Annotated in this window: 10 protein-coding genes and 1 other annotated feature; of the genes, 1 reads left to right on the forward strand and 9 read right to left on the reverse strand. The window is 42.6% G+C overall.

Annotation, left to right across the window (positions count from 1 at the left end):
• Window positions 1–77: 77 nt before the first annotated feature.
• The 9 genes from ddcA to ilvE form a co-directional block, all read right to left on the reverse strand.
• Entirely contained in the window at window positions 78–1,085 is a 1,008-nt protein-coding gene (gene ddcA, locus NSQ52_RS12875; protein ID WP_007501571.1) for a DNA damage checkpoint antagonist DdcA, read from the reverse strand.
• Between the two features lie 123 nt (window positions 1,086–1,208).
• Window positions 1,209–1,808, reverse strand: coding sequence for a 3-isopropylmalate dehydratase small subunit (gene leuD / locus NSQ52_RS12880; protein ID WP_008342843.1), 600 nt, complete (start codon window positions 1,806–1,808; stop codon window positions 1,209–1,211).
• Between the two features lie 15 nt (window positions 1,809–1,823).
• Window positions 1,824–3,239 (reverse strand): 3-isopropylmalate dehydratase large subunit, encoded by a 1,416-nt coding sequence (leuC, locus tag NSQ52_RS12885; protein ID WP_007501575.1) that lies wholly within the window; start codon window positions 3,237–3,239, stop codon window positions 1,824–1,826.
• A gap of 42 nt (window positions 3,240–3,281) precedes the next feature.
• A complete protein-coding gene (gene leuB / locus NSQ52_RS12890; protein ID WP_274660649.1) occupies window positions 3,282–4,379 on the reverse strand; it encodes a 3-isopropylmalate dehydrogenase in 1,098 nt (365 codons plus the stop codon).
• Between the two features lie 18 nt (window positions 4,380–4,397).
• Complete coding sequence (locus NSQ52_RS12895; protein ID WP_008342850.1) at window positions 4,398–5,951, reverse strand: 2-isopropylmalate synthase; 1,554 nt, start codon at window positions 5,949–5,951, stop codon at window positions 4,398–4,400.
• Window positions 5,938–6,966: a ketol-acid reductoisomerase gene (ilvC, locus tag NSQ52_RS12900; protein ID WP_007501581.1), complete on the reverse strand. Its 1,029-nt coding sequence runs from the start codon at window positions 6,964–6,966 to the stop codon at window positions 5,938–5,940. The genes NSQ52_RS12895 and ilvC overlap by 14 nt, the downstream gene beginning before the upstream one ends.
• 18 nt (window positions 6,967–6,984) lie before the next feature.
• Entirely contained in the window at window positions 6,985–7,503 is a 519-nt protein-coding gene (gene ilvN, locus NSQ52_RS12905; protein ID WP_007501584.1) for an acetolactate synthase small subunit, read from the reverse strand.
• A complete protein-coding gene (gene ilvB / locus NSQ52_RS12910; protein WP_047946274.1) occupies window positions 7,500–9,224 on the reverse strand; it encodes an acetolactate synthase large subunit in 1,725 nt (574 codons plus the stop codon). The genes ilvN and ilvB overlap by 4 nt, the downstream gene beginning before the upstream one ends.
• 122 nt (window positions 9,225–9,346) lie before the next feature.
• Window positions 9,347–9,594: a binding site (T-box leader), on the reverse strand.
• 8 nt (window positions 9,595–9,602) lie between these two features.
• Window positions 9,603–10,517, reverse strand: a complete 915-nt coding sequence (gene ilvE, locus NSQ52_RS12915; protein ID WP_008342856.1) for a branched-chain-amino-acid transaminase — start codon at window positions 10,515–10,517, stop codon at window positions 9,603–9,605.
• Between the two features lie 432 nt (window positions 10,518–10,949).
• Between ilvE and NSQ52_RS12920 the strand changes: the two genes are divergently transcribed.
• Window positions 10,950–11,993: a lactonase family protein gene (locus NSQ52_RS12920; protein ID WP_144679861.1), complete on the forward strand. Its 1,044-nt coding sequence runs from the start codon at window positions 10,950–10,952 to the stop codon at window positions 11,991–11,993.
• The last annotated feature ends 56 nt before the right edge of the window (window positions 11,994–12,049 follow it).

A 12,049-nucleotide genomic window follows, 5' to 3' on the forward strand; every position in this document is an offset into this window, starting at 1 on the left:
ACAACCGCACGATATATGCACAAATACAACCATTATATTATAACATAACAAGTCCGTCTTTCAACTAAATCGACAAATTACAAATAAGAAATTTCTTCAATATCTTTCAGCATTGTACAAGCTTCTCTCAGCTCTCGTTCGTTAAAATCATACAATAAATGCAATTCTTCGAGGTCAATCTCGATTCCATGCATTTCATAGCCGACTTTATGAAGTGCCGCAGCCCAAAGACTCGGATCCGTATATTTAGGAAGAAATGGATATAGCACAAATAAGTGCCGGCGCCATAACTCTTCAACTCCTTGGTAAAGGGTTGGGTTCTCATTGCCGAGTGTGTCATCGAGCTTTCGAAGGACTTGCTGAAGCAGTGGCATTTGCTCTGGCTTGACAGCCTCAGAAGGAACAAGCGTTAAAGAATCACCGAACTTCGTCACATGAACCGGCTTTGCCACATCATGATCTGACAGAAGTTGCAGGATCAATGATTTGACCAAAGGGTTGCCATCAGGCTTTTGTAGGATCGTATTTAATAGACCCATATGCGGCGTGATGTTTCGGTCTTTCAGCGAATGGATGAACTGCACCTGCTCTTCTGGCCGCTCGAGCATTTCATCTATATTGATTTCTCCGCTGCCTTCCTCGTCTTCGTCTAAAATCTCTTCTGGTGATTCAATCATCTTTCTGCTAAATTCAAGCAGCTTATAAAAATGCTCCGCGCTTTCTGCTGGAAGGTGATTTTCTTCAAGGACAGCCTCAATTGTTTGTTTGACTTCCTCGTACTCTTTCAGCTGAATTAAGATGGTCATATATACTTGAAGCACAGTGAAATAGTGTCCATATCCTTCATGTAGCATCTTTTCACAGACTCGCTTTGCATCCTGCAGCTCACCAAGCTCTAGAAAACAAATCGCCATACCGAGATGAATATCGGATTCTTCATCGTCATCATACGATTTCGCTTCTGAAAATAAGTGAAGCGCCTCTTGATACTGTTTATCTTTTAATGCTGCCATTCCTTTTTCAATCAGTCTTTCTTTCAGACCAGGAAACAAAATGACATTATCTTTCTTCTTGTCATGTTTCATGCTTACGTTCCTTTCGGGCGCATATTTTTTATCAGTTTACCAACGAAGGTTAGTAAACACAAGTAACGAGAGGTTTTCATGCAAAAAAGAAGCCGTCACACCACGGGGACGGCTTCTCGTTGTTTATGCACGCAGCCAGCTGCTACGTTTTTCTTCAAATGCTTGAATCTCATCTTCTAGTAACAATGTTAATGAAATCTCATCATAGCCATTCAGGAGCATTTCTCTCCAGTGTGGATCTACATCGAAAGGAGTAACATTCCCTTCATGGTCTTGAATCTGTTGTTTTTCCAGATCAACTGTCATTTCATATCCTTTGTTTTCATATGATGCAGCAAACGTTTTCCACACATCATAATCAAGGCGGATTGGAAGCATCCCGTTTTTAAAACAGTTTTGATGAAAAATATCGGCGAAAGATGGGGCAATGACAATTTTGAAACCATAATCATCAAGTGCCCAAGGCGCATGTTCCCTTGATGACCCGCAGCCAAAGTTTTCGCCTGCGATCAAAATAGAGGCTCCTTCATAAATCGGCTGATTGAGTTCAAAATCTGGATTTGGACTGCCATCTGCTAAATATCGCCAGTCAAAAAAGGCAAATCGGCCATATCCTGTTCGTTCGATTCTTTTCAAAAACTGTTTCGGAATGATTTGATCTGTATCTACATTTATACGGTTAAGCACAGCGGCTTTTCCTTTATGAGTGACTAAAGGCTCCATCTATGACACAACTCCTTACACGACTGTTTTCTCTTGATTAAACTTCCTGACATCGACAAATCGGCCATGTATGGCAGCCATTGCAGCCATTGCCGGGCTGACAAGATGCGTTCTTGCACCCTTCCCTTGACGTCCCTCAAAGTTACGGTTTGATGTAGATGCACAGCGTTCACCTTCTGGCACCACATCGTTATTCATACTGAGGCACATACTACAGCCAGATTCTCTCCATTCAAATCCTGCTTCTAGGAAAATTTCATGAAGACCTTCTTCTTCTGCTTGCAGTTTGACACTTTGTGAGCCAGGAACCACAATCGCTCTGACATGATCAGCTACTTTTTGTCCTTCAATCATAGAAGCGGCTTGGCGTAAATCAGTCATTCTTGAGTTCGTACATGAGCCAATAAACACATGCTCAATCGTAATATCTTCAATACGCTGATGCGGGTGAACCCCCATGTATTCATAAGCACGTTTTGCTTCTTTTTGGTCATCTTCTTGTGCAAAATCTTCAGGTCCTGGAATTGCTGCATCCACAGGGAGCACCATTCCTGGGTTAATTCCCCATGTGACCATTGGTGAAATATGATTTCCATCTAAAACAATGGTTTTATCATAGGTCGCACCCGGATCTGTTCTTAGTTCTTTCCATTCTTTTATCGCTGCTTCGAAATCTTCACCCTGCGGTGCGTATTTGCGTCCGCGGCAATATTCAAAGGTCACTTCATCAGGTGCGATCAATCCTGCTCTTGCGCCTGCTTCAATTGACATATTACAAACGGTCATCCGCTCATCCATTGACATGTTTCTGAATACTTCCCCAGTGTATTCAATGACATAACCTGAACCGAACTTCACGCCATGTGCGCCAATGACTGCTAAAATGACATCTTTGGCTGTTACCCCTTTTTGAAGCGTTCCGTCTACTCTAATTTCTAGTGTCTTCGGACGCTGCTGCCAAAGTGTTTGTGTGGAAAGCACATGCTCAACCTCACTTGTGCCAATCCCAAAGGCAAGTGCACCAAATGCGCCATGAGTAGATGTATGACTATCTCCACACACGATTGTTTTCCCCGGAAGTGTTAAACCAAGCTCTGGTCCAACGACATGAACAATTCCTTGGTCTACACTGTGAAGGTCAGCTAGACGGACCCCGAATTCAGCACAGTTGCGCTCTAGAGCACTGACTTGCTTCTTCGCAATCTCATCTTTGATCACAAATCGATTCACAGTCGGAATGTTATGATCCATCGTCGCAAATGTGTTTTGTGGTCTTCGCACCTTGCGCCCTTTTTGTCTTAATCCTTCAAATGCTTGAGGTGACGTCACCTCATGCACCAAGTGCAGATCAATATATAAAAGGTCTGGTTTTCCCTCGCCATTTTTGACAACATGCTGATCCCATATTTTTTCGATGATTGTTCGAGGCATAACCCTTTTTCCTCCCTCTACCTAATTCAACAAGATTTCTATTTATACAATGGTTTTCGTTCGTTGTTTGAGTGCATCTACAACGGCTTTCGTGATATCATCAGTCGTTTCATACGTTCCCTCTTTTGATACTAGGTCCTTTGTTCGTTTGCCAGAGGCAAGAACCGCTTCCACAGCTGCTTCAATTGCAGCAGCTTCGTCTTCTAAAGCAAAGGATGTTCTAAGCAAGCTGGCTGCTGACAATATAGTAGCCAGAGGGTTTGCGACATTTTGCCCCGCAATATCGGGTGCTGAACCATGAATCGGCTCATATAAATGAAGGCCGGTGCTTGATAAACTAGCAGATGGCAGCATGCCGAGTGAGCCAGTAATCATAGATGCTTCGTCACTTAAAATGTCACCAAACATATTCTCTGTCACGATGACATCAAATTGAGCGGGCTTATAAATAAGCTGCATCGCGGCATTATCGACGAGCATGTGCTCATATGCGACATCTGGATATTGGGATGCAACTTCTTCTACCGCATCCCGCCATAGTTTACTCGAAGCGAGAACATTTGCTTTATCCACAGACGTTACTTTTTTCCGTCTCGTTAACGCCATGTCGAACGCTTCTTTTAATACACGAACAATCTCTTCCTTTGTATAAAGAAGTGTATCAACCGCAGCTTCTTTTCCTTCATCATCCGTGTAGCGCTCACTTGGTTCGCCAAAGTAGAGGCCTCCAGTTAATTCACGAACGATGACGAAATCTACTCCGCTAATGTGATCTTGTTTTAACGGTGAAGCCTCACTCAAGCTATCAAATACTTTGACAGGGCGGATGTTCGCAAATAAGTCCAGCTGTTTGCGAATGGAGAGCAAGCCTTTTTCTGGGCGAAGTTCTGGTGGGTTTTGATCCCACTTCGGTCCGCCAACGGCTCCTAATAAAATCGCATCTGCGCTTTTGCACACTTCTACTGTTTCTTTAGGGAGCGGATTGTTTTTTTCATCTATCGCTATACCGCCAATGAGAGCTGTTTCAAATTCAAATTCGTGTTGAAATTGAGCCGCTGTCTCTTTCAGGACAGCGACGGCTGATGTGACGACTTCCGGTCCGATTCCATCGCCGGGCAAAAGTGCAATTTTCTTTTTCATGAGTCCCTTCCTCCTTTCTTATGAGATGGCGTGATGTTTCTCAATTTCTATTAGGTTTGATTTAAAGATTAAATGTCTATTCACTGCATTGACGTAAGCTTTAGCCGATGCTTCCAGCACATCTTGCGCTACACCGCGTCCTGCTGTTTCTTTTCCTTCTATTGAAACAGTGACATATACTTCCGCTAGTGCGTCTCTGCCTTTTCCATTGGATTGAATACGATAATCTAGCAAATGAATTCTTTCCTCCATACAGCGCTCAAGCGTGTTGTACACAGCTTCTACACTGCCTGCACCTGTAGCTGCTTCTTGAATGACTTCCTGCGTTTCTTGATTTTTAAGAGAGACTGTTGCTGTCGGCATTTGCTCTGTCCCATAATGAACTTGAAGACTTTCAAATTCATAGCCGATTTTACGGTCTGCTACTTTTTCTTCTAATATAATAGAGATTAAATCATCATCTGTGATTTCTTTCTTCTTCTCTGTTAAGTTCTTAAACGTTTCGAAGAACTTATTGATTTCTTCTTCAGTCAATTTAAAGCCGAGTGTTTTTAAGCGGTCTTTAAACGCGTGTCTTCCGGAGTGTTTACCAAGGACAAGCACATCTGTTGTGACGCCTACAAGCTCTGGAGAGATAATTTCATAGGTTGTTTTTTCTTTGAGGAATCCATCTTGGTGAATACCTGATTCATGGGCAAATGCATTGTTTCCAACGACTGCTTTATTACGCGGTACAATCATACCTGAGTATTTGCTCACTACATCACTTGTGCGCTTAATTTCATTCAACTGAATGGTTGATTCGACTTGGTAAAAGTCTTTGCGAATATGAAGGGCAACTGCAATTTCTTCTAAAGCAGCATTTCCTGCGCGCTCTCCAATACCGTTGACAGCTGTTTCAATTTGATCTGCTCCATTTTCAATGGCAGCAAGTGAGTTCGCTACAGCCATTCCTAAATCATCATGACAGTGTGCTGACAAGATGACTTGATCGATATTTGGAACGTGTTCTTTCATATATTTAAAGATATTTCCGTACTCTTTTGGTGCTAGGTATCCAACAGTGTCAGGCAAGTTAATAACACTTGCGCCTGCGTCGATCACTTTTTCTACAATTTCTGCTAGGAAAGAAAGATCTGTCCGGCATGCATCTTCTGCTGACCACTGAACAACCGGGAAGCGCTCTTTCGCATATTTCACCATTGAAACAGCTTGTTCAACCACTTCTTCACGTGTTTTCTTTAGCTTATGCTTGAGGTGAATGTCAGAAGTCGCAATAAAGACGTGTATTCTTGGTTGAGCTCCATCTTTTAATGCGTCCCATGCAGCATCAATGTCACCTTTCACACATCGTGCAAGTCCTGCAACTGAACAGTTCTTAATCGTTCTTGCAATTTCTTGTACGCCTAAGAAATCCCCTCGGGATGAAGCGGGAAAACCCGCTTCAATGATATTAACCCCAAGGCGCTCAAGCTGCTTTGCAATGATTAGCTTTTCTTGTGCATTTAAGTTCACTCCTGGTGATTGCTCTCCATCTCGAAGTGTTGTGTCAAAAAAATTAATTTTTCGCACCGACGCTCACCGCTTCCTTTTTCTTTCCTTGTTTAACGAAAGGCATCATTTCACGAAGCTTTCTGCCGACGATTTCAATTTGGTGCTCATTTTCATTTGCATTGATCGCATTGAAACGTGGACGATTCACTTGGTTTTCAACAATCCATTCTTTCGCGAATGTTCCGTTTTGGATGTCAGTCAAGACTGCTTTCATTGATTCTTTTACTTTTGCATCCACAACGCGTGGTCCTGATACGAAGTCACCCCACTGCGCTGTATCAGAGATGGAATATCTCATACCTTCTAATCCTTCTTCATACATAAGGTCAACGATCAATTTCAGTTCATGCAGACACTCGAAGTATGCAAGCTCCGGCTGATAACCAGCTTCTGTTAATGTTTCAAAACCTGCTTTTACTAATGAAGTAAGACCTCCACAAAGAACTGCCTGCTCACCGAATAGATCCGTTTCTGTTTCTTCTTTAAATGTTGTTTCAAGAACGCCCGCTCTTGCTCCGCCGATTGCTTTTGCATAAGCAAGTGCTTTGTCTTTCGCTTGACCTGATACATCTTGATAGATAGCAAATAGTGCAGGTACACCAGCGCCTTGCTCATATGTTCTTCTTACAAGATGTCCTGGACCTTTTGGAGCCACAAGATACACATCTACGTCACTTGGAGGAACAATTTGATGGAAGTGAACGTTGAATCCGTGTGCGAATACAAGTGAATTCCCTGCTTCTAATTGATCTTTGATTTCTTCATCATATACTTTCTTTTGCTGCTCATCTGGAAGTAATACCATGACGACATCTGCTTGTGCTGCTGCTTCTTTTACTGTGAATACTTGATGACCGTCTTCTTGTGCTTTTGTATAAGATCCGCCTTTTCTTACGCCGACAATGACATCTACGCCGCTCTCTTTTAAGTTCAATGCATGTGCATGACCTTGTGATCCGTAACCAATGATAGCTACCTTTTGACCGTTTAATACGTTTTCTTGAATATCACCGTTATAATATACTTTTACCATTTGACTCTCTCCTTTTGTTTAGACAATTGAAATTGTTTTATTTGTTTGCGGCTTTTGCTGATTATCTCTCGCAAAGGCCGTGGTGCCAGTTCTGGCGACTTCTTTAATGCCGTATGGCTTAAGTAATTCAATGAGTGCTTCAATTTTTGAAGACTCACCTGTCACCTGAATGACGACACTTTCTCTGCTCACATCTACAATAGAAGCCCTAAAAGGTTCAATGACCCCCGTGATCTCCATTCTAGATGCTGGTGCAGATACGACTTTTATCAAAGCCAGCTCTCGCTGAACGATTGATTGGTTTGTAATATCCGTTACTTTGAGGACATCGATTTGTTTGTTCAGCTGTTTTGTCAGCTGTTCGATGTCTTTCTCCTGGTCTACATGGACGACGAACGTGATGCGTGATACATCTTGAATCTCAGAATGGCCGACCGTAATGCTTTCAATATTGTAGTGTCTTTTGGTAAAAAGGCCTGTGATTCTGTTCAGTACGCCTGATCGATTTAATACAGTCAACACAATAATTCTTTTCAAGGTTTCACCCCCACCATCTCATGAAGTCCTTTCCCCGGTGCTACCATCGGGAATACTTTCTCATCTCTCGCTACATTGACATCGATGAAAACAGGCTCTCTAGACGTTAATGCTTCTTCTAGCTTTTCTTGCGCCTCTTCGTCTGATGAGATTCTGATCCCTTTAATGCCATAAGCTTCAGATAATTTCACGAAGTCTGGCTGCTCTGAAAATTTAGAATGTGAGTAGCGTTCTTCGTAAAAAATTTCTTGCCATTGTCTTACCATTCCAAGACTGTGATTATTGAGAACAATCACTTTCACTGGAAGGTTCAGCTCACGGATAACGGCAAGTTCTTGCAGGGTCATTTGGAAACCTCCGTCTCCTAAAATCGCCACAACCGTTGCCTCTTGATCAGCTAGCTGCGCGCCAATCGCTGCCGGTAAACCAAATCCCATTGTGCCAAGCCCACCAGATGTCACCCATTTATCGGCATTTTCGAATGGATAGAACTGCGCAGCCCACATTTGGTGCTGTCCGACATCAGTTGCCACAATGGCTTCACCTTTTGTAAATTGATGAATGTATTCGATCAGCTTTTGAGGCTTAAAGCCTTCAGCTTCGTTTTCGACATACCAGAGTGGATATTCTTCCTTCCACTGATTTAGCTGGCTCTTCCACTCGTCTGATTCACCTTTTTTCCCGTCCTGCTTGATCAGTTCTTGAAGCACTAGCTTACTGTCACCAACAACTGGGATATGGGTGTGAATGTTTTTACCAATTTCCGCTGGGTCGATGTCAATATGAGCAACCTTCGCATGCTTTGCAAAATGATTGAGGTTGCCGGTTACCCTGTCATCAAATCTCGCTCCGATTGAAATGAGTAAGTCACATTGATGTAGTGCCATGTTCGCTGCATATGTGCCGTGCATACCCGCCATTCCTAGGAAAAGAGGATGCTTTGCTGGGAATCCACCAAGCCCAAGCAATGTATGAGCGACAGGGATTTGTTGCTGCTCTACATATTGCCTTAATTCTTCCGACGCTTTGCCGTGAAGAACGCCAGCTCCTGCTAGAATAACTGGTTTCTTTGCTCTGCTTACAGCTTCTACTAACTTGCGAATTTGCAAATAATTCGGCTCAATTTTCGGCTGATAACCTGGCAAGTCGATTGGCTGATCGTATTCAAATGTCCCTTCAATGCCAGCGACATCTTTTGGAATATCAATCAAGACTGGACCAGGTCTGCCGGTTGTTGCGATGTGAAATGCCTCTTTAATGACACCCGGTAACTCTTCTGGACGTCTCACTTGATAGCTGTGTTTTGTGATTGGCATTGTGATACCAAGTACATCTGCTTCTTGGAAAGCATCTGATCCAATGACTGAGGTTGCCACCTGTCCAGTGAAGATAACCATAGGTAGTGAATCAATCATCGCATCCGCAATTCCTGTGACTAGGTTTGTTGCCCCCGGTCCTGATGTGGCAATAACAACGCCTGGTTTACCAGATACTCTTGCGTATCCCTCCGCTGCGTGAATCGCTCCTTGCTCATGTCTTGGCAGGACATGAAATAAACCAGAATCGTAAATTTTATCGTAGATCGGTAAAACAGCTCCGCCAGGATAACCAAAAATGACTTCTACTTTTTCTCTTTTGAGTGCTTCAATTAACATGAGTGCACCGTTCATCGTTTGTGGTGCATTTGATTTTTCCGTCTCCATTTGTACATTTGTCCCCATTTGATTTCCTCCTCTTTGTCTTGCTTCAGTCAAGTCCTTTCACCCTTTTCCATTCAAGATAGAGATATGAGACCATATAAAAAAGCCTTCTCACCCCACAATGACACTACTTTTCACTAGGTCAAAGGGGCGAAAAAGCTTTGTTTTTCGCGGTACCACCCTTGTTCACGGCAAATCATGCTGCCGTCTCATGGACATCTTTCATCCATTTTGGTAACGAGTGATGCAATGTCACTCGGTCTGCCCTACTATCATTTCAAGCAGACACTCAGAGGTGAGTTCACTTTAGAAAGTAACACCGGTTTCCAGCTAGCACCGGCTCTCTGTAGATACTGACTCTAAAGCTACTAGTCCTCTTCAACGTTTATCGATATCTATTTAGCTTGCGTGAATGTTTTCATCGGTAAAGACTACTTTTTCTCCTTCTTCAACGACTCGCTTGCGGAATTGTTCAAGAAGTTTGTTTGTGTGGAACCCTGGTTTTCCTTCGCCAATGATACGGCCGTCAACTTTTACAACAGCGATGACTTCGGCAGCGGTTCCTGTCAGGAAGACTTCTTCAGCTGTATACACATCATGTCTTGTGAAAGGTTCTTCTTTCACTTCGTAGCCTAAGTCTTCTGCGATTTCCATGATGGCATTTCTTGTGATGCCTTCAAGAGCGCCGATATAACCTGGCGGTGTATAGAGCTTACCTTTTTTATAAATAAACACATTGTCTGCAGAACCTTCTGCCACGTACCCTTGATCGTTCAGCATCAGCGCTTCACTCACACCGGCCATATGGGCTTCGATTCGGACAAGGATGTTATTCAAATAGTTTAATGATTTCACTTTTGGACTTAGTACGTCAGGACGATTTCGCCTCGTTGGTACTGTCACAATATCAATACCTGTTTCATATAGGTGCTTTGGAAAGATGGCCAGCGGCTCTACAATGATCACTGTATTGGCTCTCCCACAGTTGTTTGGATCTAAGCCAAGATCACCGGCTCCTCTTGAGACAACAAGGCGGATATAGGCATCTTTTAGGCCGTTCCTTTCAACTGTATGAATCATTTTTTCAGTGAGCTCCTCAAGTGAATATGGAATGTTCAGCATAATGGATCTAGCGGAATCATACAGGCGGTCTAAATGTTCTTTCATTCGAAAGATATTTCCGTTATAAACACGTATTCCTTCGAACACACCGTCACCATATAAGAAGCCATGATCATAAACTGAAATTTTCGCATCCTCTTTTTTCACGAGTTCATCGTTTAAAAAGATCCACTGTTCCTTTTGGTCTTCCATCTTCAGTGAGCACCCTCTCTTTCAAACAAAAAGTAGTTGAATTTTCAGACACTTTATATTGAAGTGTCTCACGCTTACTCTGCGTGTCTGTTTGCTTTTGTTGAACCCATCTTACGCCGCTTTCCATACAGTGTCAACAGCATTTTTAAAATTATTAGACAATTTAGACTAATCAAAATAAAATGTATACGCTTACACCTTTGCTAGACAAGGAATGAAAAAACTTAAAATTTTTTGTATTTTTTCTTCAATTTATTTACTCTACATGAACGGTTTTCTTTTGAACAAGCTTTTGTGATATTTTTTTACACGGTTTTTGAAGAATATTGTGAGATTTCATTGCGTTTGTTTTTTCCTTCAGCATGCCTTTCTAAAGCGTTTTCCTATGAATTTGTGATAGAATGAGAGCATCTAATAGAAGGAGGGCAATACATGGCTAACATCAGAGGTTATATCGGAACGTATACAAAAGGAGACAGCAAAGGAATCTATTCTTTTACTTTAAATACGGACAAGCAGCAGATTGAACAAGTAGAAGTGGCTGCAGAACTTGAAAATCCTACATATTTAACTGTCTCAGATTCTCAAAAGTTTGTGTATGCTGTTGTGAAAGAAGGAGCACAAGGCGGTCTTGCTGCGTATCAAATTGATGCCGACACCGGCGCACTTCGTTTCATCAACCAAGAGCTTGCCGATGGGGCTTCTCCTTGTCACGTCAGCGTGGACAGCCAAACGAAAACGGCGTTTACAGCAAACTATCATAAAGGAACAGCAGAGATGTATGAAATCGATGCTGAAAATGGCTCAGTGATCCGCACGCTATCACAGGCGCAGCATGAAGGTACTGGACCAAACGAAGACCGTCAAGAAAAACCGCACACTCACTTTATGGGTTTGACACCTGATGAACAATTTGCAGTAGCTATTGACCTTGGCACAGACGGAATTTATACGTATAAGAAAGAAAACGGCAAACTTGAGCTTGCCCATACATTTGAAACAAAACCAGGCAGCGGCCCTCGTCATATTACATTCCACCCAACGAAGCCTGTGGCCTATGTGATGACAGAGCTCAGCTCAGAGGTCATTGTACTTCGTTACTTTGAAGATGGTCATTTCGAAGAGATCCAAACGATCGCAACCATTCCTAATGACTTCACAGAGAATAATCAAGGCAGCGCCATTCATGTGTCTTCTGACGGTCACTTTGTGTATGCAGGAAATCGTGGACATGACAGCATTGCCATTTTCAAAGCAGATCATGACGGCAAACTAAGCCTCGTTGAAATTGCTTCATCTGAAGGAAATTGGCCTAGAGACTTTGTCCTTGATCCAACAGAAGAATTTCTCGTCGGCTCAAACCAAGAATCTAGTAATCTTGTGTTATACAAACGTGACAAAGAAACCGGTCGACTCACTGTCTTACAATCAGACATCACCGTTCCGCATCCGGTTTGCGTGAAATTTTTAGGATAATGAAAAAAACCTCCGTTTAGGAGGCTATAGATTGTTGACAAAGGGCTAAAATGAAC

The organism is Bacillus sp. FSL W8-1141 (assembly GCF_038593205.1).
Classification (GTDB): domain Bacteria; phylum Bacillota; class Bacilli; order Bacillales; family Bacillaceae; genus Bacillus; species Bacillus altitudinis.

Excerpts from the sequence above, each read along its gene's own strand:
- ddcA (WP_007501571.1), bottom strand. The coding sequence starts at position 1,085 with ATGAAACATGACAAGAAGAAAGATAATGTCATTTTGTTTCCTGGTCTG.
- leuD (WP_008342843.1), bottom strand. The coding sequence starts at position 1,808 with ATGGAGCCTTTAGTCACTCATAAAGGAAAAGCCGCTGTGCTTAACCGT.
- leuC (WP_007501575.1), bottom strand. The coding sequence starts at position 3,239 with ATGCCTCGAACAATCATCGAAAAAATATGGGATCAGCATGTTGTCAAA.
- leuB (WP_274660649.1), bottom strand. The coding sequence starts at position 4,379 with ATGAAAAAGAAAATTGCACTTTTGCCCGGCGATGGAATCGGACCGGAA.
- ilvC (WP_007501581.1), bottom strand. The coding sequence starts at position 6,966 with ATGGTAAAAGTATATTATAACGGTGATATTCAAGAAAACGTATTAAAC.
- ilvB (WP_047946274.1), bottom strand. The coding sequence starts at position 9,224 with ATGGGGACAAATGTACAAATGGAGACGGAAAAATCAAATGCACCACAA.
- ilvE (WP_008342856.1), bottom strand. The coding sequence starts at position 10,517 with ATGGAAGACCAAAAGGAACAGTGGATCTTTTTAAACGATGAACTCGTG.
- NSQ52_RS12920 (WP_144679861.1), top strand. The coding sequence starts at position 10,950 with ATGGCTAACATCAGAGGTTATATCGGAACGTATACAAAAGGAGACAGC.